This window comes from Rhodococcus sp. LW-XY12, assembly GCF_019317345.1.
Lineage (GTDB): Bacteria > Actinomycetota > Actinomycetes > Mycobacteriales > Mycobacteriaceae > Rhodococcus > Rhodococcus pyridinivorans.
The window spans coordinates 3,900,355-3,927,095 of the sequence record NZ_CP079225.1 but is presented as its reverse complement, the minus strand read 5'-3'; the positions used below and the strand labels follow the sequence as shown (position 1 = coordinate 3,927,095).

General features: G+C 68.8%; 35 protein-coding genes and 4 tRNA genes. 24 read left to right on the top strand and 15 right to left on the bottom strand.

Features of this window, described 5'->3' with window-relative positions; all coding sequences use genetic code 11:
• Positions 1–19: 19 nt before the first annotated feature.
• Positions 20–220 (bottom strand): hypothetical protein, encoded by a 201-nt coding sequence (locus KXC42_RS18115; protein WP_024101710.1) that lies wholly within the window; start codon positions 218–220, stop codon positions 20–22.
• A gap of 190 nt (positions 221–410) precedes the next feature.
• Positions 411–620, bottom strand: a complete 210-nt coding sequence (locus KXC42_RS18110; RefSeq protein WP_006552323.1) for a BldC family transcriptional regulator — start codon at positions 618–620, stop codon at positions 411–413.
• 208 nt (positions 621–828) lie between these two features.
• Here KXC42_RS18110 and KXC42_RS18105 point away from each other — a divergent pair, with 208 nt between their 5' ends.
• The 4 genes from KXC42_RS18105 to KXC42_RS18090 all read left to right on the top strand — a co-directional run bounded on the left by KXC42_RS18105 (position 829) and on the right by KXC42_RS18090 (position 3,168).
• Positions 829–1,212 carry a DUF4229 domain-containing protein gene (locus KXC42_RS18105; RefSeq protein ID WP_006552322.1) on the top strand — a complete coding sequence of 128 codons (384 nt, stop codon included), beginning with the start codon at positions 829–831 and terminating at the stop codon, positions 1,210–1,212.
• Entirely contained in the window at positions 1,209–2,306 is a 1,098-nt protein-coding gene (locus KXC42_RS18100; protein WP_006552321.1) for a PLP-dependent cysteine synthase family protein, read from the top strand. The genes KXC42_RS18105 and KXC42_RS18100 overlap by 4 nt, the downstream gene beginning before the upstream one ends.
• Before the next feature lie 77 nt (positions 2,307–2,383).
• Complete coding sequence (locus KXC42_RS18095; RefSeq protein WP_006552320.1) at positions 2,384–2,599, top strand: HTH domain-containing protein; 216 nt, start codon at positions 2,384–2,386, stop codon at positions 2,597–2,599.
• 5 nt (positions 2,600–2,604) lie between these two features.
• Positions 2,605–3,168: a Clp protease N-terminal domain-containing protein gene (locus KXC42_RS18090; RefSeq protein WP_024101708.1), complete on the top strand. Its 564-nt coding sequence runs from the start codon at positions 2,605–2,607 to the stop codon at positions 3,166–3,168.
• A 21-nt stretch (positions 3,169–3,189) separates the two neighbouring features.
• Here the strand turns inward: KXC42_RS18090 and KXC42_RS18085 are convergent, their stop codons facing one another.
• Entirely contained in the window at positions 3,190–4,176 is a 987-nt protein-coding gene (locus tag KXC42_RS18085; protein ID WP_033096111.1) for a membrane protein, read from the bottom strand.
• Positions 4,177–4,287: 111 nt separating this feature from the next.
• On the opposite strand from KXC42_RS18085, the gene KXC42_RS18080 reads away from it, so the two are divergent.
• Complete coding sequence (locus KXC42_RS18080) at positions 4,288–4,677, top strand: phage holin family protein (RefSeq protein WP_033096110.1); 390 nt, start codon at positions 4,288–4,290, stop codon at positions 4,675–4,677.
• Positions 4,678–4,719: 42 nt separating this feature from the next.
• Here KXC42_RS18080 and KXC42_RS18075 read toward each other — a convergent pair whose 3' ends face one another.
• From KXC42_RS18075 to KXC42_RS18045, 7 genes are all read right to left on the bottom strand, one after another.
• Positions 4,720–5,589 (bottom strand): 1,4-dihydroxy-2-naphthoate polyprenyltransferase, encoded by an 870-nt coding sequence (locus KXC42_RS18075; protein ID WP_006552316.1) that lies wholly within the window; start codon positions 5,587–5,589, stop codon positions 4,720–4,722.
• Between the two features lie 48 nt (positions 5,590–5,637).
• The gene (gene menE, locus KXC42_RS18070; RefSeq protein ID WP_373922160.1) at positions 5,638–6,807 is read right to left on the bottom strand and encodes an o-succinylbenzoate--CoA ligase; all 1,170 of its coding nucleotides are present in this window, start codon (positions 6,805–6,807) and stop codon (positions 5,638–5,640) included.
• Positions 6,780–7,079: a DUF3349 domain-containing protein gene (locus tag KXC42_RS18065; protein ID WP_006552314.1), complete on the bottom strand. Its 300-nt coding sequence runs from the start codon at positions 7,077–7,079 to the stop codon at positions 6,780–6,782. Before KXC42_RS18065 ends, menE begins: the two co-directional genes overlap by 28 nt.
• Positions 7,080–7,091: 12 nt before the next feature.
• Positions 7,092–7,352 (bottom strand): hypothetical protein, encoded by a 261-nt coding sequence (locus KXC42_RS18060; protein WP_064851982.1) that lies wholly within the window; start codon positions 7,350–7,352, stop codon positions 7,092–7,094.
• On the bottom strand, positions 7,349–8,530 hold the full coding sequence (locus KXC42_RS18055) for an inorganic phosphate transporter (RefSeq protein ID WP_064851981.1): 1,182 nt from the start codon (positions 8,528–8,530) through the stop codon (positions 7,349–7,351). Before KXC42_RS18055 ends, KXC42_RS18060 begins: the two co-directional genes overlap by 4 nt.
• A 193-nt stretch (positions 8,531–8,723) precedes the next feature.
• Positions 8,724–9,107 carry a VOC family protein gene (locus KXC42_RS18050; RefSeq protein ID WP_024101701.1) on the bottom strand — a complete coding sequence of 128 codons (384 nt, stop codon included), beginning with the start codon at positions 9,105–9,107 and terminating at the stop codon, positions 8,724–8,726.
• A 2-nt stretch (positions 9,108–9,109) separates the two neighbouring features.
• On the bottom strand, positions 9,110–9,556 hold the full coding sequence (locus KXC42_RS18045) for a hypothetical protein (RefSeq protein ID WP_024101700.1): 447 nt from the start codon (positions 9,554–9,556) through the stop codon (positions 9,110–9,112).
• Positions 9,557–9,740: 184 nt separating this feature from the next.
• On the opposite strand from KXC42_RS18045, the gene KXC42_RS18040 reads away from it, so the two are divergent.
• Positions 9,741–10,037: a DUF4193 domain-containing protein gene (locus KXC42_RS18040; RefSeq protein ID WP_219129336.1), complete on the top strand. Its 297-nt coding sequence runs from the start codon at positions 9,741–9,743 to the stop codon at positions 10,035–10,037.
• Positions 10,038–10,124: 87 nt separating this feature from the next.
• On the opposite strand, the gene KXC42_RS18035 is transcribed toward KXC42_RS18040, so the two are convergent.
• Positions 10,125–11,018: a 1,4-dihydroxy-2-naphthoyl-CoA synthase gene (locus KXC42_RS18035; protein WP_006552308.1), complete on the bottom strand. Its 894-nt coding sequence runs from the start codon at positions 11,016–11,018 to the stop codon at positions 10,125–10,127.
• 64 nt (positions 11,019–11,082) lie between these two features.
• On the opposite strand from KXC42_RS18035, the gene KXC42_RS18030 reads away from it, so the two are divergent.
• The 3 genes from KXC42_RS18030 to KXC42_RS18020 all read left to right on the top strand — a co-directional run bounded on the left by KXC42_RS18030 (position 11,083) and on the right by KXC42_RS18020 (position 13,264).
• Entirely contained in the window at positions 11,083–11,715 is a 633-nt protein-coding gene (locus tag KXC42_RS18030; protein WP_006552307.1) for a PaaI family thioesterase, read from the top strand.
• Positions 11,716–11,720: 5 nt separating this feature from the next.
• The gene (locus tag KXC42_RS18025; protein WP_257606186.1) at positions 11,721–12,725 is read left to right on the top strand and encodes an o-succinylbenzoate synthase; all 1,005 of its coding nucleotides are present in this window, start codon (positions 11,721–11,723) and stop codon (positions 12,723–12,725) included.
• Between the two features lie 98 nt (positions 12,726–12,823).
• Complete coding sequence (locus KXC42_RS18020) at positions 12,824–13,264, top strand: hypothetical protein (protein ID WP_006552306.1); 441 nt, start codon at positions 12,824–12,826, stop codon at positions 13,262–13,264.
• A 96-nt stretch (positions 13,265–13,360) separates the two neighbouring features.
• On the opposite strand, the gene KXC42_RS18015 is transcribed toward KXC42_RS18020, so the two are convergent.
• Together KXC42_RS18015 and KXC42_RS18010 are read right to left on the bottom strand one after the other, a co-directional pair.
• Positions 13,361–14,221, bottom strand: coding sequence for a siderophore-interacting protein (locus KXC42_RS18015; RefSeq protein WP_219129335.1), 861 nt, complete (start codon positions 14,219–14,221; stop codon positions 13,361–13,363).
• An 83-nt stretch (positions 14,222–14,304) separates the two neighbouring features.
• A complete protein-coding gene (locus tag KXC42_RS18010; RefSeq protein ID WP_006552304.1) occupies positions 14,305–14,910 on the bottom strand; it encodes a flavin reductase family protein in 606 nt (201 codons plus the stop codon).
• A gap of 52 nt (positions 14,911–14,962) precedes the next feature.
• Here KXC42_RS18010 and menD point away from each other — a divergent pair, with 52 nt between their 5' ends.
• The 4 genes from menD to KXC42_RS17990 all read left to right on the top strand — a co-directional run bounded on the left by menD (position 14,963) and on the right by KXC42_RS17990 (position 18,997).
• A complete protein-coding gene (menD, locus tag KXC42_RS18005; protein WP_006552303.1) occupies positions 14,963–16,582 on the top strand; it encodes a 2-succinyl-5-enolpyruvyl-6-hydroxy-3-cyclohexene-1-carboxylic-acid synthase in 1,620 nt (539 codons plus the stop codon).
• Complete coding sequence (locus KXC42_RS18000) at positions 16,579–17,031, top strand: DUF3592 domain-containing protein (RefSeq protein ID WP_024101693.1); 453 nt, start codon at positions 16,579–16,581, stop codon at positions 17,029–17,031. Before menD ends, KXC42_RS18000 begins: the two co-directional genes overlap by 4 nt.
• A gap of 82 nt (positions 17,032–17,113) precedes the next feature.
• On the top strand, positions 17,114–18,256 hold the full coding sequence (locus KXC42_RS17995; RefSeq protein ID WP_006552301.1) for a glycosyltransferase family 1 protein: 1,143 nt from the start codon (positions 17,114–17,116) through the stop codon (positions 18,254–18,256).
• Between the two features lie 39 nt (positions 18,257–18,295).
• The gene (locus tag KXC42_RS17990; RefSeq protein ID WP_200358459.1) at positions 18,296–18,997 is read left to right on the top strand and encodes a demethylmenaquinone methyltransferase; all 702 of its coding nucleotides are present in this window, start codon (positions 18,296–18,298) and stop codon (positions 18,995–18,997) included.
• 56 nt (positions 18,998–19,053) lie between these two features.
• Here the strand turns inward: KXC42_RS17990 and KXC42_RS17985 are convergent, their stop codons facing one another.
• Positions 19,054–20,325 carry a geranylgeranyl reductase family protein gene (locus KXC42_RS17985; RefSeq protein WP_050993579.1) on the bottom strand — a complete coding sequence of 424 codons (1,272 nt, stop codon included), beginning with the start codon at positions 20,323–20,325 and terminating at the stop codon, positions 19,054–19,056.
• A 112-nt stretch (positions 20,326–20,437) separates the two neighbouring features.
• Between KXC42_RS17985 and KXC42_RS17980 the strand changes: the two genes are divergently transcribed.
• Together KXC42_RS17980 and htpX are read left to right on the top strand one after the other, a co-directional pair.
• The gene (locus tag KXC42_RS17980; RefSeq protein WP_006552298.1) at positions 20,438–21,484 is read left to right on the top strand and encodes a polyprenyl synthetase family protein; all 1,047 of its coding nucleotides are present in this window, start codon (positions 20,438–20,440) and stop codon (positions 21,482–21,484) included.
• Between the two features lie 101 nt (positions 21,485–21,585).
• On the top strand, positions 21,586–22,446 hold the full coding sequence (gene htpX, locus KXC42_RS17975; RefSeq protein ID WP_024101689.1) for a zinc metalloprotease HtpX: 861 nt from the start codon (positions 21,586–21,588) through the stop codon (positions 22,444–22,446).
• 100 nt (positions 22,447–22,546) lie between these two features.
• Here htpX and KXC42_RS17970 read toward each other — a convergent pair whose 3' ends face one another.
• Positions 22,547–23,038 carry a YajQ family cyclic di-GMP-binding protein gene (locus KXC42_RS17970; RefSeq protein WP_006552295.1) on the bottom strand — a complete coding sequence of 164 codons (492 nt, stop codon included), beginning with the start codon at positions 23,036–23,038 and terminating at the stop codon, positions 22,547–22,549.
• A gap of 150 nt (positions 23,039–23,188) precedes the next feature.
• Here KXC42_RS17970 and KXC42_RS17965 point away from each other — a divergent pair.
• From KXC42_RS17965 to nusG, 9 genes are all read left to right on the top strand, one after another.
• Positions 23,189–23,271: transfer RNA gene (locus KXC42_RS17965), tRNA-Tyr, on the top strand.
• Between the two features lie 307 nt (positions 23,272–23,578).
• Positions 23,579–23,651: transfer RNA gene (locus tag KXC42_RS17960), tRNA-Thr, on the top strand.
• A 43-nt stretch (positions 23,652–23,694) separates the two neighbouring features.
• Positions 23,695–23,770, top strand: a tRNA-Met gene (locus KXC42_RS17955).
• 59 nt (positions 23,771–23,829) lie between these two features.
• Positions 23,830–23,997, top strand: a complete 168-nt coding sequence (gene rpmG, locus KXC42_RS17950) for a 50S ribosomal protein L33 (RefSeq protein WP_003941903.1) — start codon at positions 23,830–23,832, stop codon at positions 23,995–23,997.
• 84 nt (positions 23,998–24,081) lie between these two features.
• Positions 24,082–24,657, top strand: a complete 576-nt coding sequence (hadA, locus tag KXC42_RS17945) for a (3R)-hydroxyacyl-ACP dehydratase subunit HadA (RefSeq protein ID WP_033096105.1) — start codon at positions 24,082–24,084, stop codon at positions 24,655–24,657.
• On the top strand, positions 24,644–25,069 hold the full coding sequence (gene hadB / locus KXC42_RS17940; protein ID WP_064062019.1) for a (3R)-hydroxyacyl-ACP dehydratase subunit HadB: 426 nt from the start codon (positions 24,644–24,646) through the stop codon (positions 25,067–25,069). Before hadA ends, hadB begins: the two co-directional genes overlap by 14 nt.
• Positions 25,070–25,248: 179 nt before the next feature.
• Positions 25,249–25,321: transfer RNA gene (locus tag KXC42_RS17935), tRNA-Trp, on the top strand.
• Between the two features lie 32 nt (positions 25,322–25,353).
• On the top strand, positions 25,354–25,779 hold the full coding sequence (gene secE / locus KXC42_RS17930; protein WP_024101687.1) for a preprotein translocase subunit SecE: 426 nt from the start codon (positions 25,354–25,356) through the stop codon (positions 25,777–25,779).
• 50 nt (positions 25,780–25,829) lie between these two features.
• Positions 25,830–26,666: a transcription termination/antitermination protein NusG gene (gene nusG / locus KXC42_RS17925; RefSeq protein WP_006552291.1), complete on the top strand. Its 837-nt coding sequence runs from the start codon at positions 25,830–25,832 to the stop codon at positions 26,664–26,666.
• The last annotated feature ends 75 nt before the right edge of the window (positions 26,667–26,741 follow it).

The following is a 26,741-nucleotide window of genomic DNA, read 5'->3' as shown; positions in this document are numbered from 1 at the left end:
CTCGGCGTAACGCGAACGGTCAGTCGCCCCGCTCCTGATCGGACTCGCCGGTGCCGTCGCCACTCCGGCGGCGGTGCACCTCGCGATCGACCTTCCACAGGAAGTCGGGATCGTCGTCAGGCCCCATCACGCGGGACGGCGGACGAGATGTGGGACCGTACGCCTTCCACAGCAGGACGGCGAGTGTCACCGCACCGATGAGTGCCAACAGATAGAGCACGTTGCACCTCCTGACCGTGGTGGTGCCGGACGAGGACGTGCCCTCGCCGTGCACCTCCGGGCCGCGGCGACCGCAGACCGGTTCGTCCACATTCTAGGTGGGAGGAACCCGGTCCGGCACGTGGGTTCCGCGGGTGGTCGGCCGGGATCCGGCAGGTGTACGCCGGAGGTGCGGATTCTGCTGTCTCGGATCAGCGTGTCGCTTCGGTCGTGAGGGAGCGGAGAAGCGCCAGGACCTCGGACTCACGGAAGCGGCGATGGCCACCGGGGGTCCGCAGCGAGCCCAATCGGCCGGCGTGGGCCCACCGGGTGACGGTCTTGGGATCCACATGGAACAGTGCCGCCACCTGGCCCGGGGTCAGCAGGGATTCCTTCGCGCCGTTGAAAGTGGGTGCGCTCATTGCGAATGTCCTCCCGGTTGTCGTGATCGTGTTGTTCGACGCGATCGAGTTGTTCGATCGGGATGTCCAAGCCCATGGTGGCACCGATACCCCTGGTTGCTCGAACGGTCTACGGTTGGTAAAGCGGAAGTAATAGACAAAACGGACGGATGTCCGACTTACGGAAATCGACGCGGAGCTCGTCGTCCGGGCGGCCGGTTAACCTGGAGTGGTGAACGACGAACGCCGGAACGAACCCTCGGATACCCCCTCCCAGCGCACTCCACACCCTCACGGTGAGGGCGCCACGGCCGCCGACGGTCAGGCGGGGGCCGGGTCTCTGATCCGGGACGTCGCGTTGTACTCGGTGGCCCGACTCGCCCTCGTGGTCGTGCTCACTCTGCTCATTCTCTACGTTCCTCGGGCATTCGGGGTGGAAATCCCCCTCCTCGTCGCGGCCCTGTTCGCCGTGCTCATCGCCCTGCCCGTCTCGCTCGTGCTCTTCGCGTCGCTTCGGCGTCGCGTCAACGTGGGCATCGCCGCGGTCGATGAGCGTCGGCGCACCGAACGCGCGGACCTCGAGAAGCGCATGCGCGGCGAGAACGGGCGGTGACGGCGACCGGTGCGGTCGTCGACCGCAGCGCACCCCGGGACTGGGTCGACAACGCGGTCCGGCTCATCGAGGCCGACGCCCAGCGCAGCGCCGACACCCACCTGCTCCGCTACCCCCTCCCCGCGGACTGGGGCATCGACCTGTACTTGAAGGACGAGTCGACGCACATCACGGGCAGCCTCAAGCACCGTCTCGCGCGCTCGTTGTTCCTCTACGCCCTGTGCAACGGCTGGATCCGTGAAGGGACCCCGATCATCGAGGCGTCGTCCGGGTCCACCGCGGTCAGTGAGGCGTACTTCGCGCGACTCCTCGGCCTCGACTTCGTCGCCGTCGTACCGCGCCGCACCTCACCGGCGAAGGTCGCGCTCATCGAGGCGCAGGGCGGCCGGTGCCACTACATCGACCGCCCGCCCGAGATCTACACCGAGGCTCAGCGGCTCGCCGACGAGCTCGGGGGCTGCTTCATGGACCAGTTCACGAACGCCGAGCGGGTCACCGACTGGCGGGGCAACAACAACATCGCCGAGAGTATCTACTCGCAGATGCGTCTCGAGCGTCATCCCGTGCCGGAGTGGATCGTCGTCGGCGCCGGAACCGGCGGCACGAGCGCGACCCTCGGCCGCTACATCCGCTATCGCCGTCACCGGACACGGCTGGCGGTCGTCGACCCGGAGAACTCGGCGTTCTTCGGCGGGTTCGAGACGGGATCGGCCGACTACACGACCGGCATGCCCTCGCGTATCGAGGGGATCGGACGTCCGCGCGTCGAGCCGTCCTTCGTGCCCGAGGTCGTCGACCGGATGGTGCGGGTGCCCGACGCGGCGTCCATCGCCGCCATGCGGCACGCGAGCACCGTGCTCGGACGTCGGGTGGGCGGCTCGACCGGCACGAACCTCTGGGGAGCCTTCGGCCTGATCGCCGAGATGCTCGCGGAGGGCCGTGAGGGCAGCGTCGTGACGTTGCTGTGCGATGGCGGCGAGCGCTACGCCGACACTTATTTCTCCGACGAGTGGGTCGCTGCCGAGGGGATGGACCTCGCAGGGCCGCTCGCGGTGCTGGAGAAGTTCGCGACCACCGGCGGCTGGTGCCGGTAGAGCCTTCACCACCTGCGCAGATTCCGTTTCTGTCAATCGTCGTTGACGTGCCCTCGGTGTCAACCTATATTGACAACATGAGTGAAGCCACCACCCTCGCCGCTGCCGCCGCGAGCTCCGATCCCGCAGTGGGCCTGCGCGCCGTGCGTGCCCTGCGCCGGCTGCTGGAACGGCTCGAGGAGGTCCAGGTCACGAATGCCCGTGAGCGAGGTTGGTCCTGGCAGGCCATCGCCGACGAGCTCGGTGTCAGCCGCCAGGCGGTCCATCAGAAGCACAATCGGAAGCGCAGGTGATCGACATGTTCGAACGATTCGCCGACGGTGCCAGGTCCGCCGTTGTCGCAGCGCAACAGGAGGCGATCCGGGTGTGCGATCCCCGGATCGAGGCGTCGCACCTGCTCATCGGGGCCGCTGTCGCTGCGGACGAACCGCTGCGGGTCCTGCTCGCAGAGGAAGGTCTCACGGTCGACGGGCTCCGCTCCGACCGGGCCGCCCGCACCGCCGACGCCCCGCTCGGTGACGAGGACGCCGCGGCGCTCGAAGCGATCGGGATCGATCTCGATGAGGTCCGGAGCCGTCTCGAAGCGGCCTTCGGCAAGGGGGTGCTCGACGGGAAGAGCGCCGATCGGCGGGGCGTCGCGAACCGGCTCGGTCACATCCCGTTCGACCGGGCGGCGAAGAAGTCGCTCGAACTCGCGCTGCGGGAGGCCATCGCACGCCGCGAACGGGTCATCCGTCCCGAACACATCCTGCTCGGACTGCTGCGCAGCGACGATCCGGCGACCGGCGCCCTCGTGGAAGCGCACGTGCCGCGCGCGCAGCTCCGTCAGCGTCTGAGCGGCCACCTCGACGCCGCTGCCTGAGGTCGTCGAGCCTTCGGGTGGTTACCGGGTCGGCTGCGCGGGGGCGACGGCGAGCGGACGCCCGGCGACGAGCGGGACGACCGTCGCCGCGACGAGCAGCAGCGTGCCGACCGCGATCGTCGCGAACGGCCACCACTGACGATCCGATGTCGCCGTGACCTCCGCAGCCTGCGTGTCCGTAGCGGCCGGCGCGGTGCGCGGCAGCGCTTCGGTGGCCGACCGGACGTTGTCGGCGATGCCACCGACGACGTCGGCCACCGGCCCCACACCGTCGACCAGCTGTCCGGTGCCGTCCGTCAGGGCTCGGCCACCGTCGTCGAGGAGAACGAGGCCATCGCGGAGCTGTCGCGAGCCGTCGGCGGCCTGCGCCATGCCCGCAACGAACTGCGCGTTCGGATCGGTGAGTTCGTAGGCGAGCTGCCGTGCGCCGTCGCGCAACTGCCCGAGCTGGGCGAGGGTGTCCGGTCCGAGGCCCTGCGTGTCGAGGGTCTCGACGAGCCCGCGCAGTCGGCCGGCCGCGCCCTGCGAGACCGGATCTGCAGACGCACCGAGCGTGTCGGCGACAGCTGCGAGTTGCGCGGTGACGTCGCCCTGCATCTCCCCGAAACCGGAGAGCCGGTCGACCACCTCGTCGACGCCACCGCTCACCTGGCGGGCACCGTCGCCGAGCATGTCGACACCGCCGTCGAGTTGTCCGAGACCGTCGGCGAGCTGCTCCCCGCCGTCACGGGCCTGCCGGAGACCGTCGGAGAGCTGGTGGGCACCGTCGTCGAGCTGGGTGCTGCCCTCCGTCAGCTGACCGACCCCGCCGTCGAGCACCGACAGCGGAAGTCCGGCCCGCTGCAGATTGCTCCGCGCCTCGTCGACGCCGTCCGCAGAGGGACTCGGCTCTTCCGAGACGGTCGCGACCGTCGTCTGGGGGCGGTCGAGCCAGGCGAAGACCGAACCCGTGCCCACGAGGAGCAGACCGGCTACAGCGAGAAGCAGGGGGAGAAGACGTGAACGCACGCCGGCCGACGCTACCGTCCGTCGCTGAGAGGCCCCTGAGGGGGAGGGGCGATCCCGGATGGGCCCGATTTGCCCGTTACGAGACCGAGTTCGGTGTGCCACAGTGGCACCATGATTTCTCTGATACTGCGGTTGATCATCAACGCGGTCGGTCTGTGGCTCGCGGTCGAGCTGGTCGACGGGATCGACTTCACCGATCCCGCAGGCACCTCCGACACGACCCGCAAGGTCATCTCGCTCGTCGTGCTGGCCGCCATTTTCACCGTCGTCAACGCACTCGTGAAGCCGCTGGTGAAGCTGCTGTCGCTGCCGCTGGTGATCCTCACCCTCGGGCTCTTCCTGCTCGTCGTCAACGCGCTGATGCTCATGCTCACCGCGTGGCTGAGCGGATTCACCGAGTACGGCCTCACGATCGACGGTTTCTGGGCGGCGCTGTGGGGCGGCGTGATCATCGCGATCGTCAACTTCGTCCTCGGCCTGGTCGTCCCGGACCGCGACTGATCCCGTCCGCCCGCGACCCGGTCCGCCGCGCCCGCGTCATGGTCAGCCGAAGGCCAGCGCGGGCGCGGTGGCTACCGCCCACACGAGCATCGCGACACCCGAATCGCTGAGCGCCGGGATCAGCGCGAGACCGAGGGCACCGGCCCGCACCGGTTTGTGCGCGCGGACCGCGAACGGTGCGGCGAGGAAGCCGGCGAGCGCCCACGGCGTCGCCGCGACCAGCACGAGCGACATCACGAACGGCACGACGACCAGCACCAGGTGGAGCGTGCGGGTCCTCGGGTCGCCCAGCTTGACCGCCAGGGTCCGCTTGCCGGTCTCCGCGTCGGTGGCGATGTCGCGGAGATTGTTCGTCACCAGGACGGCCGTCGAGATCGAGCCGACGGCGACCGCGCAGGCCAGACCCACCCAGTCGACGCGACCGGCCTGAACGAACTGGGTGCCGAGCACCGCGACCAGCCCGAAGAACACGAAGACGCCGATCTCACCGAAGCCGCTGTAGCCGTACGGGTTCTTTCCGCCGGTGTAGTACCAGGCCCCGGCGATGCAGACCGCGCCGACGAGCACGAGCCACCAGGCGGTCGTGACGGCGAGAGCGAGTCCCGCGACGGCCGCGATGCCGAAGCACACGAACGCCGCGCGCTTGACAGCGCCGGGGCTCGCCGCCCCCGAACCCACGAGCCGCATCGGGCCGACCCGCTCGTCGTCGGTGCCGCGGATGCCGTCGGAGTAGTCGTTGGCGAAGTTCACGCCGATGATCAGTCCGAGCGCGACGACCAGTGCCAGCAGCGCCTTCCACCACACGGCCTCACCGAGCCACGCCGCAGCGCCCGTGCCCGCCAGGACGGGTGCGATCGCGTTGGGGAGGGTGCGCGGACGAGCGCCTTCGAGCCATTGACCAGCCGTTGCCATGGATCGATCTTCGCACCCGGGCCTGCCTGCCGCGTCGTGCGCACCCCGTCAGGAGAAGCGCGAGACGAGGGCGCGGCGATCGACCTTGCCCGGTCCACGCAGCGGCAGCGTGTCGACGACCTGCAGCTCACGCGGCGCAGCAGTGGGATCGAGCGTGGCCTCGACGTGGTCGCGGAGTTCGGCGAGCGTCGGCGTCGCGCCGGGGACGGGCACGACGACCGCCGCGACGCGCTGACCGAGCCGGGCGTCGGGCAGACCCACCACCGCGACCTCCCGGACGGCCGGGTGCTCGACGAGCACGGCTTCGACCACCTGGGGGACCACGGTGAGCCCACCGGTCGAGATGGCCTCGTCGAGCCGTCCCAGGATGCGCAGGACCCCGTCGTCGAGCATGCCCGCGTCGTCGGTGCGGAACCAGCCGGGTTCGGCGAAGGCAGGATGGTCGGGCAGGTTCCGGTAGCCCGAGGCGAGCGTGGCGCCGCCGAGCCACACCCGCGAGTCCCCGTCGACGCGCACGTACACGCCGTCGAGCGGCACGCCGTCGTAGACGCAGCCGCCGCAGGTCTCGCTCATGCCGTAAGTGCGCACGACGGTGATGCCGGCCGCGCGGGCGCGGTCGAGGATTGGCACGGGAGTCGCGGCCCCACCGAGCAGGATCGCGTCGAGGCGGGCAAGCGCCGCGGTGGCGTCGGGATGGTCGAGGGCCTTGACCAGCTGCGTGGGAACCATCGAGCTGTACCGGCGGGGGCCCGGCACGGCGTCCACCGCCGCCGGCAGATCCGCAGGATCGAAACCGGCGGACACGTCGACGACGACGGGTTCGGTTCCGGAGAGCAGGCTGCGCAGCAGCACCTGCATGCCCGCGATGTGATGGGCGGGCAGGGCCAGGAGCCACGAGCCCGTCCCGCCCAGTCGGGCGTGGGTGGCGTCGCCGCTCGCGCGCAGCGCCTGCGCGGACAACATGGCACCCTTCGGGGTCCCGGTCGTGCCGGAGGTCGCGACCACCAGTCCCACGCCGTCCGCGACGGGTTCACCGGGGCTCAGTGCGGCGGTGAGTCGGAGCGTCTCCCGCTCGTCCCCGGCGGGGACGGGGAGCAGAGCCGGTCCGTCACCGTCGAGCATGCGCTGCAGGGTGGGCAGCACGGAGCGGACGGCGGACCCGGCAGGGACGGGCAGGAGCTCGAGTGTGGTCACAGATCGTATTGTGTCGTGTCCCATCCGCCTGCCTCGAGCTGGCGGCGGACCCGGTCCACATCGTCGGGCGACGGCATGTTGTTGGTGATCTTGCTGATCAGGACCGCGATGTCGATGCGGTTGATCGAGAGGTCACCGTCCTCGACCAAGGTGTCGGCGACCTGGGCGACCTCCTCGTCGGACAGGCGCCGCGCGAGCAGTGCGAACAGGGGTACGTAGTCCTGTTCCGGTACCCCTTCGGGGTAACCGGCGCGGAGCCACTCGACGATGGAAGCGAGAAACGGCGGGAGAGCCACCCGTCACTCCGATCAGAAGATGTCGATGCCGAACGTTCCGGCGAGGAAATCGGACGCCAGCAGGAGGATTCCCGCCAGGATCGCGCAGGCGACCACGGCGAAGCACAACACCGCAGCGGCCCGCGCCACGGGAGTCGGTATGCCGTCGCTGCCCCGACCGGTGTCGAGCGCGCGGACCCCCAGGGCGAACAAGGAGGGCAGGCCGGCGCCGAGCAGCAGGCCCACGAGAACGACCTGCCAGAGGGAATCGAGGGTGTGCGTCAACAGGTTCACAAGCGTCCTTCCCTGCTGACCGTTTCGGAGGCACCCGGCGCCGAGGCGAGCTTGTCGTCCCAGTCGGCGGTGACATTGGAGGCGTCGACGGGCTGCCGGCGCGAGCGCACCCACATGAACAGGGCCAGGGCGCACAGGATTGCGAACACGACGAGCACGCCGGACATGCCGCCGATGAGGTGGGCGAGCGCCCAGCAGATCGCTCCGACGACCGCGGCGCACGGCAGGGTGATGACCCACGCGACGACCATCCGTCGCGCCACCGACCAGCGCACCTCGGCGCCCTTGGTGCCCAGACCCGTTCCGAGGATCGACCCCGTGGCGACGTGCGTGGTCGACAGCGGCAGACCGAAATGGCTCGAGGTGAGGATGATGGCGGCCGACGACGACTCGGCGGCCAGGCCCTGCGGCGGGGCGATCTCGACGAGGCCCTTGCCCAGCGTGCGGATGATGCGCCAGCCACCGAGATAGGTGCCGAGTGCGATCGCGACGGCACAGGCGACCTTCACCCAGAACGGCATCTCGGTGTCGGCGGTGATGGTGCCGTGGGCGACGAGGGCCAGGAAGATCACGCCCATCGTCTTCTGCGCGTCGTTGGTGCCGTGCGCGAGGGACATCAGGGACGCCGTGCCGATCTGTCCCAGCCGGAAGCCGCGGTCGCGGTGCTCGGTGGCGACCGGTCGGGTCAGGCGGTGCATCGACCAGATGCCCACCGTGGACACCAGCGCCGCGATGACGGGCGCGAGCACGGCGGGAAGCAGGACCTTGCCCAGGACTCCGTCCCACACGACGCCCTGGACACCGATCGACGCCAGTGCAGCGCCGACGAGACCGCCGAACAGGGCGTGCGACGAACTGGACGGCAGACCGAACAGCCAGGTCGAGATGTTCCAGAGGATCGCTCCGACCAGACCGGCGAAGACGATGAGCAACAGATCGGTACCGCCGACGGTGTCGAGGTCGACGACACCCTTCGCGACGGTCGCGGCGACTTCCACGGACAGGAAGGCGCCGACGAGGTTGAGAGTCGCGGACAAAGTGACCGCGGTCTTGGGTTTGAGGGCGCCGGTGGCGATGGATGTCGCCATGGCATTGCCGGTGTCGTGGAAGCCGTTGGTGAAATCGAAAGCGAGGGCAGTGACGACCACCACCAGGAGCACGACGAACTCTGCGGTCACGTCTGTCGATTGTGGGGTAGCGGGCAGGTGAATGTACAGCGACGGGGATGTGAATTCTGCGTCTCGCCGTCACACCCGACCGGTTCTTTCGGACTCCGACCATGAGCGGAGTGCAGAGCAGACCGCACGGCTTGTGTGCAAGATCACCGGCGTCGCGCGACTGCCTCCGGCCGTGCCCGGGTACCTCCGTTCGTCAACGGAGGTCGCGCCGCAAGGGATGGTCCTCGGGGATCTGCACCAGGACGATCGGGATCCCCTCGGGATCCGCGATCCACAGCTCGCGCAGTCCCCACGGCTCCTGCTTCGCACCCCGGACGATGCGCACGCCCTTCAACGCCAGTTCGGCCTCGGCGTCGTAGACGTCGCGCACCTGGAGCCACAGGGCGCCGTGGAACATTTCGTCGCTGTCGTCGGATCGGCCGTGCGCGGCGATCTCGATGAGCGACTGCCCCGCGAAGAAGACGGTTCCGCCGGGATACTCGCGGGCGATCGCCAGTCCCAGCGTCGAACCGTAGAACTCGAGGGCGGCCTCGGGGTCGCGCGGACGGAGGATGGTGCGGCTGCTGAGGATCTCCACGGTCACTGCTCCTCGGCCGGGCAGGCCTCGTGATGGCGGCGGCCGTGCGTGCGCCGCGATTCCTTCATCTCGGCCTCGAACAGATGGCGCCGGCCCTCCACGAGTTCGTCGCGCACCTGCTTCTCGAACGTGCGGAAGTCCGACCAGTAGCCGTCGTCGAACTCCTCGACGAGCTGGAAGGTCCAGCGACCCTCGGCGATGTTGCGTCCGATGATCTCGGTGCCGAGTCGCTCGGCGATCTCGTCGTGCCCGGCCTCGCGGAACAACTCCTCGGCGTCGCCGGTGAGCAGATCGGCGCGGCCCATCAGCTGGTGGAAGGCATAGAGATGGCCTCGCGCCTGCTCGACGGTCTCGAGGGCCTCGGACAGTTTGCCGGTCGCTTTCACAGTGGCGTCGGAGACGCTTTCCGGGCGGGTGTGGGCGGTTCGCGGACTCTGGCGATCGGTCATGTCCCACAGTGTGCCCGAGAGCACACGGTTCGAACGTAACTGAACATATGTGTTTGACGAAGCTTTCGATGGGACATTACTGACGGCAACGGTGCCCATGACAGCGCCGGCCTGCCACAGCGGATCCGACACAGCCGTTACCGCGGCTGCGCGGCACCGCCGACAACGAGTGAGGAGAACTGCCATGGCGACCGACTACGACGCTCCCCGCACCACCGACATCCTGGGCGGCGGTGGCACTGCCCTGGACGAGCTGGACATCAAGCCCACCGCGGCCGCCGACACCGACGAGGGCGAGATCCTCGAGTCCCTCGACCTGCCCGGCGCCGACCTCTCGGCACTGTCGGCGGAGGAGCTCTCGGTGCAGGTCCTGCCGAAGCAGTCGGACGAGTTCACCTGCATGGGCTGCTTCCTCGTCCAGCACCACAGCCGTCGCGCGACGAGCGCCGGCGAGCAGGCCTACTGCCGCGACTGCGTCTGACCTTCCGTCGGACGACCCCTCCCTGCGCGGCGAACCGGGCTTTGCACCTGCTGTAGCAGGGGCGAAGTCCGGTTCGTCGCGTCAGGATCAGTAGTAGTGCGGGTAGGGCGACCAGTCGGGCTCGCGCTTCTCGAGAAAAGCGTCGCGACCCTCGATCGCTTCGTCGGTCATGTAGGCCAGACGCGTGGCCTCGCCCGCGAACAACTGCTGACCGACGAGGCCGTCGTCCTGCAGGTTGAAGGCGTACTTGAGCATGCGCTGCGCCTGCGGCGACTTGCCGTTGATCTTCTGCGCCCACTCCAGCGCGACGTTCTCGAGCTCGTCGTGGTCGACGACCTTGTTCACCGCACCCATGTGGTGCATCTCCTCGGCCGTATAGGTGTCGCCGAGGAAGAAGATCTCCCGCGCGAACTTCTGGCCGACCATCTTGGCGAGGTAGGCGCTGCCGTAGCCCCCGTCGAAGCTGCCCACGTCGGCATCGGTCTGCTTGAAGCGGGCGTGCTCACGGGAGGCGAGCGTCAGGTCGCACGTGACGTGCAGGCTGTGACCGCCACCGGCGGCCCAGCCGTTGACCACAGCGATGACGACCTTCGGCATGAACCGGATCAGCCGCTGGACCTCGAGGATGTGCAACCGGCCCGCGCGGGCCTTGTCGACGGTGTCGGCGGTCTCGCCGCTCGCGTACTGGTAGCCGCTACGGCCACGGATCCGCTGGTCGCCGCCGGAGCAGAACGCCCACCCGCCGTCCTTCGGGCTCGGGCCGTTGCCCGTGAGCAGCACGACGCCCACGTCGGAGGTGGTCCGCGCATGATCGAGCACGCGGTAGAGCTCGTCGACGGTGTGCGGACGGAAGGCGTTGCGCACCTCGGGGCGATCGAACGCGACGCGGACCGTGCCCTGCGTGACGTGTCGGTGATAGGTGATGTCGGTGAGGTTCTCGAACCCGGGTACCGGGCGCCACAATTCTGGATCGAAGGTCACCTCGTCACCATAAAGGGCCGGACATCTCGGCGACGTGCGCTGCCGCCCGATAACGTGCACAACCATGACCGAGCAGACCGATCCCCGCGACGACTACGAACACCACGGCGGATTCCCGGTCTACGAACCGGTGAAGGCGGGGCCGAACTACGGTCGCCTCGTCGAGACCTTCCGGCGTCTGCAGGATCTGATGGTCTCCACGAACCCGCCGGACGAGGTCGTCGACCGCGCGATCGAGCAGACCGAGGCACTCGTCGGCCTGCTCGCCGAGCACGCCGTGCCCGAGGGCCGCTCGCCCGCCGGATTCAACGTCGACCTGCCCGGACGCGGCAGCGCGCTGCTGCTGCCGTGGACGATCGAGAAGTACGGACCGGACGGTGTCCGTGAGCGCGGCGTCTTCCGCCGCTACCACCTCGGAGGCAACGGGGCCGCGCACGGCGGCACGCTGCCACTGCTGTTCGACGACCTGTTCGGCATGGTCATCCACGCCAACGGCCGCCCGATCGCCCGCACCGCCTATCTCCACGTCGACTACCGCAGGATCACTCCGATCGAGACCGAACTCGTCGTCGACGGCTGGGTGGACCGCGTGGACGGTCGCAAGGCCTTCTGCAAGGCCGAACTGCGCGATGTCGACGGCAACCTCCTCGCCGACTGCGAGGCGCTGATGGTCCAGTTGCTGCCGGGCCAGCCGTGACCTCCCTGCCCCTCCCGTCCGCGCTGCCCCTCCCGTCCGCGGACGAGTTGCTCGACGGGGCAGTCGTCGTCTCGCTGCCCATGCGCGTCCGGTTCCGCGGCATCACCGAACGCGAGGTGCTGCTGCTGCGCGGACCCGCCGGGTGGGGCGAGTTCGGACCGTTCCCCGAATACGGCGACGACGAGGCGGCGCACTGGTTGCAGTCGGCGATCGAAGCCGCCTGGCATGGCCATCCGGCTCCGCGCCGCTCCCGGATCGCGGTCAACGCGACCGTGCCCGCCATCGGCCCGGAGCGCGTCCCCGAGGTGCTCACCCGGTTCCCCGGCGCGCGCACCGCGAAGGTGAAGGTCGCCGAAACGGGCCAGGATCTCGCGCAGGATGTCGCTCGCGTCCGGGCCGTGCGCGAACACGTGCCCCACGTCCGGATCGACGCGAACGGCGGCTGGAGCGTGGACGAGGCCGTCCGCGCCCTCACGGCGTTCACCGCCGACGGTCCGCTCGAATACGCCGAGCAGCCGTGCGCGACCGTCCCCGAACTCGTCGAGGTGCGCCGGCGACTGCCCGGGGTGCGCATCGCGGCGGACGAGAGCATCCGCCGCGCCGAGGATCCCCTGCGGGTCGTGCGGGCCGGGGGAGCGGACGTCGCCGTCGTGAAGGTCTCGCCGCTCGGTGGGGTCCGACGCCTCGTCGCGCTCGCCGACGAACTCGCCGGGCACGGCGTCGAGGTGGTCGTCTCGAGCGCCCTCGACTCCGCGGTGGGGATCGCCACCGGTCTCGCGGCGGCAGCCGCCCTGCCCGACCTCCCGTACGCCTGTGGGCTGGGCACGGGTGGCTTCTTCGAAGCCGACGTCGCGCCGGCTCTGCACATGTCCGACGGAGCGCTCGATGTCGTCGCGGTCGAGCCCGAACCCGCGCGGCTCGACGCGCTGCGGGCCGATCCCGATCGAGTCGAGTGGTGGTGCGAGCGGGTGCGTCGGTGCCGTACGGTGCTCGCCGGACGCGGACTGTGACGACCTCGCCGGACGCGGACTGTGACGGCACGGAATCGTCGTATATCGTTCCCCGCGTCCCAACGGTCACAAGTGTCACATCTACGGAGGCAGTGAAAGTGGTTGCAGCTCTGGGCGATGCCCTCCTCGGCGCCGACAAGTTCCCGGCGGTCAAGGCAGACGTCGAAGCCCTGATCGATGCTGAGGTGTCGGACAAGAAGGGTGCGTCCGGTCTCGCCCTCAAGGGTGGCTACGCAGCAGTGAAGAAGGTCGGCCCGGGCATCGTGCCGGGTGCCGTCGAAGGTCTGCTGCCCGAATTCGTCGAGAAGCTCCAGCCGTTCTGGGTGGAGTACGCAGGCAACGGTTCGTTCGCGGACTTCCTGGTCGCCCGCGGCGAGGTCGTCGCCGACGCTCTCCTCGGCGTGACCGACGAGCGCATCGCCGGCACGTCGAAGTCCGGCGTCAAGAAGGTCTACGACTCGCTGCGCCCCTCGGCCAAGAAGCACGTCGTCGAGGCCCTGCCGCGCCTGGGTGATCTCATCCAGAAGCACGCCGGCTGAGCCGACACCAGCGACATCCGGACGTCGCGGTCCCGAACCGGTTCGCCGGTCGGTACCGCGACGTTCGTCGTTCGAGGGGGTCGTTCGAGGGGTCCGTCAGTAGACGGGCTCCCCGTACTTCCAGTAGCCGATGAAGGTCACCGCCGCACGGTCCCAGCCGCACTCGCGCACGAGATGGCGGCGCACGCCGGTCGCGAGCGACGACTCGCCCGCGACGAACGCGTGGGCCGAATCCGACGAGGGCGTCGACTCCCGCACCGCGTCGACGACGAGACTGCCCGGAACCGCCTCGCCATCCGTCCTGATCACCGGATGCACCCGCACGTTCTCGCCCGTCGGCAGATTCTGGGCGCTGAGATCGTCCGGGTGCGGAACCTCGACGAAGACCTCCACGGCCGCGAACGGGTCGAGGGCAAGAATCGAGTCGAGGATGCCGACCACGGCGGGCACCGCGCTCTCGTCGCCGACGAGCAGCCACGACCGTGCTTCGTCGAGGGGCAGGTTGCTGATGCCCTCGTCGAGGATGCCGATCTCGTCGCCGGGCTGTGCCCGCTCCGCCCACGCCGAAGCCGGACCCAGATCGCCGTGCGACGCGAAATCGATCTCGATCTCTGAGGTCGGACCGAACAGCCCGGTGCCCGCAGGTCGCACACGGCGGAACGTGTAGTTCCGCAACACCGGACGCCGCTCCTCGGGCAGTTCCTGGTATTCGGGCCACCAACGGTCGTCGGTCGCGCCGGGAAGGGTCAGTTCCTGCTGATCCGGGGTGGGAAAGAACATGCGGAACCAGTGGTCGAAGCCCATCGGTGCGATCGAGTCGACGTCGTCGCCGCCCACGGTGATGCGCACGAAGGTCGGGCTGATGCGTTGGGCGGCGAGTACCTGCGCGCGCACCATCCGCCGCGACTCGGGCTTGAGATAGGGATTGCGCCGTGCGGTTCCGGTGCTCTTCGCCATACGGCCCTCCGAGGTTGCTCGGATGCCACCACTGACGACGTGCAGCATCCCGACGATCGTTCAGCGGAGCCTAACCTGTGCCGTCACCCGGGAGTGCCGGGCCGCTGCAGTCTCCGCACCGCGGGCGTCAGTCCCCATTCGGTCCGCCCCAACCGGCTCACCGCGCCGAGCGCGGCGAAGTCGGGGGCACCGTCCTCCGCCAGCACCTCCGGATCGACCGTCACGGCGAGGACGTCGCCCATCACGACGAACGAGTCGCCGATCTCGATCACACGGTGCAACCGGCACTCGATCGAGGCGGGTGCCTCCGCGACCCGCGGGGGCCGCACCCGCTCGCTCGGCTCGGCGTGCAATCCCACCTCGGTGAACTCGTCGATGTGGTGCGGGAACGCCGCCGACGAGGCGTTGACCTTCTCCATCAACGGCACGGTCGCGATGTTGATCACGAACTCGCCCGTCTGCTCGATGTTCCGCAGACTGTCCTTCCGTCCCACGGAGGTGAACTGCACGACCGGCGGGTCCGTACTCGCCACCGTGAAGAAGCTGTAGGGAGCGAGATTGAACACACCGTCCTCGGCCTCGGTGGACACCCACGCGATCGGTCTCGGCACGATTGTCGCGGTGAGAAGGCGGTAGAAGCGGCCGGGACTCGACTCGGCGGGATCGAAGACTGTGCGCACGGCCTCCATTCTGACCGCACCTGTACCCGGCCACACTTCCGGCGCAATTACCCTGGACTCCGTGAATCCGTCCACTGCCCAGGCCACTGCTGTCGTCGACGAACTCGCCCGGGGCGGTGTTCGGGACGTCGTGCTGTGCCCGGGCTCGCGCAACGCGCCGCTCGCCTTCGCGCTCCAGGCCGCCGACAGCGCAGGACGTCTGCGCCTGCACATGCGTATCGACGAGCGCACCGCCGGATTCCTCGCGATCGGCCTGGCCCTCGCATCGGGGCGTCCCGTCCCGGTCGTCATGACCTCCGGTACCGCCGTGGCCAACCTCGCGCCCGCCGTGCTCGAGGCGAACTACGCCCGCGTCCCGCTGGTCGTGCTCAGCGCCAATCGCCCCTACGAACTGCTCGGATCCGGTGCGAACCAGACCGTCGAACAGCTCGGGTTGTTCGGCAGCCAGGTGCGCGCCACCATCAGTCTCGGCCTCGCCGAAGGCATCGAGCAGAACAGCCAGTGGCGTTCGGCTGTCTCCCGCGTTCTCGCTGCCGCCCGCGGAACCCGATCGGGCAACGCCGGCCCGGTCCACTTCGACATCCCGCTGCGCGAACCGCTCGTGCCCGAGCTCGACGCGAAGGGCCCGGTGCCCGAGGGCCGCCCCGACGGCGATGCCTGGACCACCACGGTGAACGCCACCCTCGACGTCCCGCTCGAGATCGACCTGACCCCCGACACGATCGTCGTCTCCGGTCACGGTTCCGCCCACCGCCCCGAATTGTCCGGGCTGCCGACCGTCGCCGAACCCACCGCACCGTTGCACGGCATCCCGGTGCATCCGATGGCGCTGCCGCACCTGAAGCCGCGCCAGGCGATCATCACCGGACGGCCCACGCTGCACCGGCCGGTGTCGAACCTGCTCGCCGACCCCGCCGTCACCGTGTACGCGCTGACCACCGGCCCGCGCTGGCCCGACGTGTCGGGCAACGTCATCGCGACAGGCACCCGCGCCGTGGTGTCGGGAACACCCGACGAGGCGTGGCTCGAACGATGCCGCCAGCTGTCGGCGCACACCGACAAGGCCGTGCGCGCCCAGCTCGACGGGCATCCGAAGGCCACCGGACTGCACGTCGCGGCGGTCGTGACGGACTCGCTGAAGCCCTGCGACCAGCTGCTGCTCGGGGCATCGAACCCGGTGCGCGACGCGGCGCTCGTGAGCTACCCGAAACCCGACGTGAAGGTGCTGTCCAACCGGGGTGTCGCCGGGATCGACGGTACGGTCTCCACCGCCGTCGGTGCCGCACTCGCCTACGAGCAGGGACGGACCGTCGCGCTGCTCGGCGACCTGACCTTCCTGCACGACGCGTCGGGCCTGCTCATCGGGCCGTCGGAGCCGCGGCCGCAGAACCTCACCATCGTCGTCGCGAACGACGACGGCGGCGGAATCTTCGAACTGCTCGAACAGGGCGACCCGCAGTACGCGGGTGTTTTCGAGCGTGTCTTCGGCACTCCGCACGGTATGGACCTCGCGGCACTGTGTGCGGCCTACCGCGTCCCGCACGAGCTGGTGGATCTGCAGGGACTCGCGCTCGCCCTCTCGAACGACACGGCGCCGCCCGCGGGCATCCGTGTGGTCGAGGTCACCACCGATCGGGCCGGGCTGCGCGAATTGCACGCGGCGGTGCGGGCGCAGCTGTGAGCGGACCCGAGCGCGCGCGGCGCGCGGTTCTCATGGTCGCGGCGGCGATTTCCGCCCTCGCGGTGATTCTGTTCCTCGGCGCCCTCCGCAACGACCTCACCATCCGCTCCGACACGGGCACGGCCGTCGCGGAGGTGCTCTCGGCCGGCTCCGTGCGGTCCGCCGTGAGTTTCGTCACTCCTGACGGTGTGACGCACAATCCGGAGCTCGGCGTTCTGTACCCGACGGGGCTGACCACCGGGCAGCGGATCGCCGTCGAGTACGCCCGGAGTGATCCCGATCTCGTTCGTGTGACCGGTCGCGACGCCCGCGTCGCCCTGATCCCGACCGGATCGGTGATCGTCGTCACATGGTTGATCGCCACGCCGGTGCTGATCTGGCTGCGGCGGAGGGCGACTGCCGCACCCGCTGTCGCTCCCGACGTGAAGGATCGACAGCTGCAGGTGTGACGAACGAAACGTTCGTCGCGACTTCGTCCATCGGTCACCGAGCTCGCACCTGCTCGACTCGCAGGCTCGCCACGCTGTCGGCGTGCGAGTAGCCATCGTCGCGGAATCCTTCCTCCCGAACGTCAACGGCGTCACCAACTCGGTGCTCCGCGTCCTCGAGCACCTCGACCGCACCGGACACGACGCGTTGGTCGTTGCACCCGACACGGTCGCAGGCAGGCCACCTGCTCCGTCCGACCATCACGGGACACCCGTCCACCGCGTACCGGCGGTGCGCGTACCGAGGATCAGCTCCCTCCCGGTGGGCGTGCCCGGCCCGGAACTCCTTCCGGTGCTGCGCACTTTCGCGCCGGATGTGGTGCACCTCGCGTCCCCGTTCGTGCTCGGTGCCGGCGGTCTCGCCGCCGCGGGACGTCTCGACATTCCGACGGTCGCGATCTATCAGACGGACGTGGCCGGATTCGCCTCCAGCTACGGGCTCGGCCTCGCCGCGCGTGCGTCCTGGCGGTGGACTCGGCGCCTGCACCGCGGCTGCGATCTCACCCTCGCTCCCTCGACCTCCGCCGTGGACGACCTCGTGGCCCACGGCATCCCGCGCGTGCGGCGCTGGTCGCGGGGCGTCGACACCGACCGCTTCGCGCCGTCCCGGCGGGACGAGGACCTGCGCTCCTGCTGGTCGCCGGACGGCCGTCCGATCGTCGGTTTCGTGGGACGCCTCGCGCCCGAGAAGCACGTCGAGCGGCTCGCGATCCTCGCCCACGACCCGCGGCTGCAGCTCGTCGTCGTCGGCGACGGTCCCGAACGGTCGCGGCTCGAACGTCAGCTGCCGTCGGCCGTGTTCACCGGGCAGCTGGGGGGCGAGGAACTGGCCCGCGCCCACGCGAGCCTCGACGTCTTCGTCCATCCCGGCGAACACGAGACCTTCTGCCAGGCCGTGCAGGAAGCCCTGGCGAGCGGGGTCCCGGCGATCGTGCCGGACGCGGGCGGACCACGCGACCTCGTCGCCCACTGCCGCAACGGTTACCGCTTGCCGGTGGACCGCTTCGTCGAATTGCTGCCCCGAGCCGTCGATGCGCTGCTCGCTCCTGGGGTCCGGGACGAGTTCGGTGGTGCGGCACGCAGTGGAGTGCTCGGCCGCACCTGGCCCGTGCTGTGCGACGAGTTGTTCGCCCATTACCGGCGGGTGCAGGGCCTTCCCGCGCACGCGCTCCGCCGCGCCGCATGAGCGCCGGCGTCCACTAGGGGAGCGGGTAACGTTTCGGCCGTGGCAACAACTCACGGATCACGCGCGTCGCTCGACAAGGACCCGCGTGAGGTCGCGTCCATGTTCGACGGGGTCGCTGCACGCTACGACCTGACCAACACCGTCCTGTCGTTCGGGCAGGACCGCGGGTGGCGTCGCGCGACCCGTGCGGCTCTCGACCTGAAGCCCGGCGAGCGGGTGCTCGACCTGGCCGCCGGCACCGGGGTCTCCACCGTCGAACTCGGACGGTCCGGCGCGTGGGTCGTCGCCACCGACTTCTCCAAGGGCATGCTGCACGCCGGTGAGTTCCGCAACGTCCCGATGGTCGCAGGCGACGCGATGAAACTGCCGTTCGCCGACGCGGTCTTCGACGCCGCGACCATCTCCTTCGGCCTGCGCAACGTCGCCGACCCGGACGAGGGACTGCGCGAGATCGCCCGGGTGGTCAAGCCGGGTGGACGCCTCGTGGTGTGCGAGTTCTCCACACCCGTGCGGGAACCGCTACGCACCGTCTACATGGAGTACCTGATGCGGACGCTGCCGCGGGTCGCGCGGGCGGTCAGCAGCAATCCCGACGCCTACGTCTACCTCGCCGAATCGATCCGGGCCTGGCCCGATCAAGAGCAGCTCGCCCGGCGCATCGAGGCCGCGGGCTGGAGCGACGTGAAGTGGCGCAATCTCACGGGGGGCGTCACCGCCCTGCACCGCGCGGTACGCAAGTAGCCGGGCGCATCGGCACCGCGCGGTACGCAAGTAACCGCGCGGCGCTGTATCGGCGCTCAGGCGAAGAGGGGCTGACGGTCCCAGCGCATCGAGAGATGACCGCTCGTCCGCCACACCCGGGCCACGAAGTCGGCGTCCTCGTCGGTGACGAGATTGCCCATCACCCGCACCGCGACCGACATCATCGTCCGCGACCGCATCGCGATCGGGCCGGTCGCCGGCAGGAACTTCGGGATCGTGAGCAGGCTCGCGAGGCGACGCGCGGTGGAGAACGCCCGGCCGTAGTGGGAGCGCAGCGTCGCCGGCCACAGGTCGGTGAGGTCGTCGGAGTCGAGCAGCCCGGCGAGCAACCGACCGCCTTCGAGTCCGTAGTCGATGCCCTCGCCGTTGAGCGGATTGACGCACGCCGCGGCGTCGCCGATCAGCGCCCAGTTCCTGCCCGCGACCCCCGACACGGCTCCGCCCATGGGCAGCAGCGCCGACGCCACACGCGTCACCTCGCCGAGTTCCCATTCCGTGCGGCGCTGCCGCGCGTAGAGGTCGATGAGATGCCGCAGCGATCCACTCGCCGGTCGCGAGGCGGTCGCGAGGGTCCCCACTCCCAGGTTCACCTCGCCGGTGCCGAGCGGGAACACCCAGCCGTAGCCCGGCTGGACGGCCCCCGCGTCGTCGCGCAGTTCGAGGTGCGAGGTGATCCACGGATCGTCGCTGCGCGGGGAGGTGGCGTAGGCCCGCGCGGCCACGCCGTAGGTGGTGTCGCGGTGCCAGCGACGACCGAGCACCTTGCCGAGGGGAGAACGCACCCCGTCGGCGACGATCACCGTGCGGCAGCGGACGGTCCGCGGTCCGTCGGCGGTGCGGAAGATCACGGCCGAGACCCGGTCGCCGTCGCGTTCGACGTCGACGGCCTTCGTTCCGTCCACGGCGCGGGCACCCGAGTCGAGCGCGGCCTGCCGGATCCGGGCGTCGAGTTCGGTGCGCGGCACGGCGCTGCCCACGACCGGGAACGACGAGTCGGGCCAGGGGAGTTCGAAGCGGCCACCGAAGCCCTCGAGACGCAGACCGCGGTTGACGGTGCGGGTGCGCAGCCAGTCGCCGAGGCCGAGTTCGTCGAGTTCGGCGACGGCACGCGGGGTCAATCCGTCACCGCAGGTCTTGTCGCGAGGGAAGGTCGCGGCATCGACGAGCAACACCTCGCGACCGGCGCGGGCAGCCCACGCGGCGGCGGCGGAACCGGCTGGACCGGCACCGACGACGAGAACATCGGTACTGTCGGGAACGCAGGACTGGGATTGCCGCGGATCTCGCGCGGAGTGTTCGGCCACCACCGCTCCATCTTCTCAGGCCGCGATCGGCCGCCTCGACGAGGTGGATCGGGGAACGAACGGCTAGGTTCACTACGGTGAAGTCGAGGCGACAGAACAGGATGGGTACGTCATCGTGAGCACTGAGGGGGCGGCTCGGACCGCTGGTTCGGCCGATGCGGCGCCGAGCACCGTCGTGGCCGGTGTGGAACTCGGCGATCCGGTCCTCGCCGCGACAGTCGGGGACGGCCTCGCGAGCGTCGAGAAACTCCTGGTCGAGGAACTGTCCGACGGTGAGGACTTCCTGACGGAGGCCGCACTGCACCTTGCGAAGGCGGGTGGCAAGCGGTTCCGGCCGCTGTTCACTATCCTCACCGCGCAGCTCGGGCCGAAGCCCACCGATCCCGCCGTGGTGACGGCGGCGACCGTCGTCGAGCTCGTGCACCTCGCGACGCTCTATCACGACGACGTGATGGACGAGGCGACGATGCGTCGCGGCGCCCCGAGCGCCAACGTGCGCTGGGGCAACAGCGTCGCGATCCTCGCCGGCGACTATCTGTTCGCGCACGCCTCGCGGTTGGTGTCGACGCTGGGTCCGTCGGCCGTGCAGATCATCGCGGAGACGTTCGCCGAGCTGGTCACCGGTCAGATGCGCGAAACCATCGGTGTGCGTACCAACGACGACCCGGTCGAGCACTACCTGCGGGTGATCTGGGAGAAGACCGGTTCGCTGATCGCCGCCAGCGGTCGCTTCGGCGGTACGTTCTCGGGCGCTGATCCGGAACATGTAGAGCGTCTCGAACGGCTCGGCGACGCCGTCGGCACCGCTTTCCAGATCGTCGACGACATCATCGACATCGCGTCCGACACCACGGAGTCGGGCAAGACCCCCGGAACCGATCTCCGCGAGGGTGTGTACACCCTGCCGGTGCTCTACGCGCTGCGGGAGACCGGACCGGAGGCGGATCGTCTGCGTGAACTGCTCGTCGGTCCCATCGAGGACGAAGCACACGTCGCGGAGGCGCTCGAACTGCTCGTCCGCTCGCCGGGGATGGATGCGGCGAAGGCGACTCTCGCGACCTACGCCGCCCGCGCTCACGCCGAACTCGATGCCCTGCCGCAGGGGTCGGCGAACGAGGCGTTGCGTCGCCTCGTGGACTTCACCGTCGCCCGCGTCGGCTGACGGACCGTCGTGTCGTCCCGCCCCGGTCGGGGCGGGAACCGCGCCGTTCGCTCGTTCGTTGGACGAATGAGTGGGAAATCGTGGTGCGGAAGGGGTGCGACGTGCACGGATACTCGAACCGTCTCAAGACGGCCGGTCTGTTGATCGGAATGTCCGCGCTGATCGTGTTCGTCGGAGCGTTGTTCGGCAATTCGACGATCCTGCTGATATCGATCGTGCTCGCCGTCGGCATGAACGGCTACGCGTACTTCAACAGCGACAAGCTCGCCCTGCGGGCGATGCACGCCCAGCCGGTCACCGAGGTGCAGGCACCGGCGATGTACCGGATCGTGCGTGAACTCGCGACCGCGGCGCACCAGCCCATGCCGCGGCTCTACATCAGCCCCACCAACGCCCCCAACGCGTTCGCCACGGGTCGTAACCCGCGAAACGCCGCCGTGTGCTGCACGACGGGCATCCTGGAGATCCTGAACGAACGGGAACTGCGCGCGGTGCTCGGCCACGAACTCGCCCACGTCTACAACCGCGACATCCTCATCTCGTCGGTCGCCGGTGCGATGGCTGCCGTCATCTCGGGCCTGGCGAACTTCGCGTTCTTCGCCTCGGCCTTCGGCAACCGGGAGGGTGGCGCGAACCCACTGGCGCTGCTGCTGGTTTCCCTGCTCGGCCCCATCGCGGCGTCGGTCGTCAAACTCGCTGTGTCGAGGTCGCGCGAGTACCAGGCCGACCAGTCCGGTGCCGAGCTCACCGGCGACCCGCTGGCCCTCGCGTCGGCGCTGCGCAAGCTCGCTCTCGGCACGCAGGCCGCGCCGCTGCCACCCGAACCGAAACTCGCGGCCCAGTCGCACCTGATGATCGCCAACCCGTTCCGGGCGGGCGACAAGATGAGCCGGCTGTTCTCGACGCACCCGCCGATGGCCGACCGCATCGAACGGCTCGAGCGCATGGCCGGGATCCGCTGACCGGACGGCACCCCACAGACGAAATCCCAGACGACTCCGCCCGCGACGACGGTCGCGGGCGGAGTCGTAGGAGAGGGCGTCGTCGGCAGTGGTCGACGTACTAGCGGTAGTTGACGAACTGCAGGGCGATGTCGAGGTCGGCGTTCTTGAGCAGCGAGATGACGGCCTGCAGGTCGTCGCGCTTCTTGCTGCTCACGCGCAGCTCTTCGCCCTGGATCTGCGCCTTGACGCCCTTCGGGCCCTCGTCACGGATGAGCTTGGAGATCTTCTTGGCATTCTCCTGGCTGATGCCCTGCACCAGCGTGCCGGTGATCTTGTAGACCTTGCCGGACTGCGTCGGCTCGCCGGCGTCGAAGGACTTGAGGGACAGGTCGCGGCGGATCAGCTTCTCCTTGAAGACCTCGAGCGCGGCGAGCGCGCGGTCCTCGGTCTCGGCCGAGATCGTGATGGCCTCGTCGCCCGACCACTCGATGTGCGCCCCGGTGTTCCGGAAATCGAAGCGGTTGGCGATCTCCTTCGCCGCCTGGTTCAGCGCGTTGTCCACTTCCTGGCGGTCGACCTTGCTCACCACATCGAACGACGAATCAGCCACGTCTCACTCCACTTCGGGGTCGGTCTGTAAGGGTTCTGTCCACCCGACGCTATCGGGTCGCGCGGAGCTGTGACCACTCGGTTTGCGTTTCGGGGGGGTATGCGTTGTATTCTTCCAAACGCATCGAGGACGCGGTCCCGATCGCACCCCGGCAGGTTGCCCGAGCGGCCAATGGGAGCGGACTGTAAATCCGTCGGCTTACGCCTACGTAGGTTCGAATCCTACACCTGCCACCGGAACGGCCCCGGTTCTTCGGAACCGGGGCTGTTCTGCATTCCCGGGCCCTTCGGTGCGGGCTCCGGAGTGTGGGTCCTGCTCTCCCCGAGGTTCCGGGCGGCTCGGCACGCGGTGCCGTTCCGCCTCGCGCCCGATGCCTCCCGCCGGCCCGCCGCGCGCGTATGTGTGGGCACGGGTGGGTGCGGGTGGGCAGAGCTCGGAGAGGAGCGGCGTTTATGCGCCTCTACCAGCGGATTTTGCACCAGGACCGAGTGTGTGTAATCTTTTGGAGGCCGCAGCGAGCAGAGATGCTCCGGAGGCCACGCCCCCTTAGCTCAGTCGGCAGAGCGTTTCCATGGTAAGGAAAAGGTCGACGGTTCGATTCCGTCAGGGGGCTCGCTGGATTGAGGTGCCGCCTTCGTAGCGACACTCGGCACCGAGGCGGTGTAGCTCAGTTGGTAGAGCAAACGACTCATAATCGTTGCGTCGCCGGTTCAAGTCCGGTCACCGCTACCAAAAGTTCATTGATCCACCCTGATCGATACTGATCGGATTGACGCGAAAGAAGGCATCCCGTGGCCTCCTCTACTGACGTTCGGCCGAAGATCACCTTGGCCTGCGAGGTGTGCAAGCACCGCAACTACATCACGAAGAAGAACCGTCGCAACGACCCCGACCGGCTCGAGCTGAAGAAGTTCTGCCCGAACTGCGGTACGCACCAGTCGCACCGCGAGTCCAAGTAGCCGGTCGCAACGACGTCGACGCATAAGGTCTCCGCAATACCGACCGTGCCAGTTGGCGTCGTCGGAATTGCGGAGGTTTTGCGTATGACGAACATACTCGAGAACCAGGAATCGGTGGACGCGACCGAACAGGCCGGGATCCCGTTCGATGCCGCCGCGCACGCCAAGTCCATGGTCGGTCACCACTACCGGGTGGGCGACTACTACGAGGTCGGTCGCGAGAAGATCCGCGAGTACGCCCGTGCCGTGCGCGATTCGCATCCGGCCCATCACGACGACGACGCAGCCCGGGGGCTGGGATATGACGGAGTGATCGCGCCGCTGACCTTCGTCTCGATCGTCGGCATGATCGCGCAGCGCAAGCTGTTCGAAGAGGTCGTCACCGGCTACGACCTGAGCCAGATCATGCAGACCGACCAGCGGATGGTCTACCACCGCCCGATCCAGGCCGGCGACAGGCTGTTCTGCGACGTCTACCTCGACGATTTCCGGCAAGTTGCCGGCAGCGACATCATCACCACCAAGAACGTGATCACGGATCAGTACGACAATCTCGTGCTCACCTCCTGGACGACGCTCGTCGCCCGTTCCGGTGGCGAGGTCGACGACAACATCGCGCACGCGGTCAAGGATGTGGTGATGCACAGTGACACTCCGTAGCTTCGCGGATGTCGCGGTAGGGGACGAGCTTCCGTCGAAGGTCGTCACGCTCACGCGCGGAAATCTGGTCAACTATGCAGGTGTGTCGGGTGATCCCAACCCGATCCACTGGAGCGACAAGGTGGCCGAACTGGCCGGCTTGCGCGACGTCGTCGGGCACGGCATGCTCTCGATGGGCATCGCGGCCGGCTTCGTCACGGAGTGGCTGGGAGACCCCGGCGCGGTGACCGAATACAATGTTCGGTTCACCAGTCCGGTATATGTGGAGGCCGTCAAGGCCGCCGAGATCGAGTTCACCGGCAAGATCAAGTCGGTGGACGCGGAGAGCAAGACAGCAGTGGTCGCTATCGTGGCGAAGTCCGACGGTCGTAAGATCTTCGGTCGCGCCACGGCAACGGTCCGTTTGGCCTGACGGCCGAGCGGATTGGGTTTGTCCCGGGGCAATGCAGTACACTTAGGCTTCTGGGATCGCATAGCAGCGCGCTGCTCTACGAAGGCCGTAACGGCCCGACGGGGTAGCGCGCGTGTCATGTGGTCGCAGATGGGGCGGTTCCGGACACTCGCTTCGTACGAGTGTGGATGTCCGACCAGAGGGGCGTAGCTCAATTGGCAGAGCAGCGGTCTCCAAAACCGCAGGTTGCAGGTTCAAGTCCTGTCGCCCCTGCCCCCGGACTGCCAGCGACCGAGAGGAACGATGTGAGCGAGGAGCGCGGTCAGCGCCACAGCGGCACCGCAGGGAACATTCCCGGCGACGCTGGAACGGCTACCGGCGCGACCCCCGACGGTTCTTCCGCGGCTGCTCGGCCGACCGGCAAGCGGGCCACCCGTCGTGGTGCAGCCGATCCCTCGGCATCCACGACGAGTGCGGTGTCCATGAAGAAGACGTCGCGTTCGGCCACGGCCGTGAGCGATCGTCCCGCCGCGAAGTCCGAGAACATCTTCAAGCGACTCGTGCGCTTCTTCCGTGAGGTCATCGCCGAGCTCCGCAAGGTGATCTGGCCCAACCGCAAGCAGTTGACCACCTACACGCTCGTGGTCCTTGCGTTCGTGACCGTTATGACGGCGTTCATCTTCGGATTGGATCTGGCGTTCGTACAGGGCGTCAGCTGGTTGTTCGGTTAGCGCCTGTCCGCGCGAGACGAAAAATGTGATCGACGAGAGGAAAGTGCCCGGTGAGCACCCCCGAGAACGACTCGTACGAGGCTTCGGCCGAGGAGCACGTTTCGGACGAGGCCTTGGTTGACGACGTGACGGCCGAGTCGGCGGATGCGGACACCGAGGTCTCCGAGTCCGACGCTGCTGTCGAGTCCGGCACCGATGCCGAGACCGATGTCGAGGTCTCCGACGCAGCGGAGGGCACCGACGACGCCGCCGCCGAAGAGGACGAGGTCGACCCGGCCGAGGCCCTCGAGAAGCAACTGCGGCGCGAGCCCGGCGACTGGTACGTCGTGCACTCCTACGCCGGCTACGAGAACAAGGTCAAGACCAACCTCGAAACCCGCGTCCAGAACCTCGACCTCACCGAGTACATCTTCCAGGTCGAGGTGCCGACCGAAGAGGTCACCGAGATCAAGAACGGTCAGCGCAAGCAGGTCAACCGCAAGGTCCTGCCCGGCTACATCCTCGTCCGGATGGAACTCAACGACGAGTCGTGGGGCGCCGTCCGGAACACCCCCGGCGTGACCGGCTTCGTCGGAGCCACGTCGCGTCCGTCGCCGCTGACGATCAAGGAGGTCGTGAAGTTCCTCCTCCCGCAGCAGGCGAAGAAGAAGCCGGCGGCCGGTGCTTCGACCGCAGGCGAGCAGGCTCCCGCCGCCGCTGCGAAGCCCGCCATCGAGGTGGACTTCGAGGTCGGCGAGTCGGTCACCGTGATGGACGGCCCGTTCGCGACGCTGCCCGCCTCCATCAGTGAGGTCAACGCCGAGCAGCAGAAGCTCAAGGTCCTGGTGTCGATCTTCGGCCGTGAGACTCCCGTGGAGTTGTCGTTCAACCAGGTGTCGAAGATCTGACGATCCCCAGGATCCGACGGCGCCGGCATCCGGCGCGCACAAGCTTGCAGTAGCAGTACGCAAGAACCACACCGA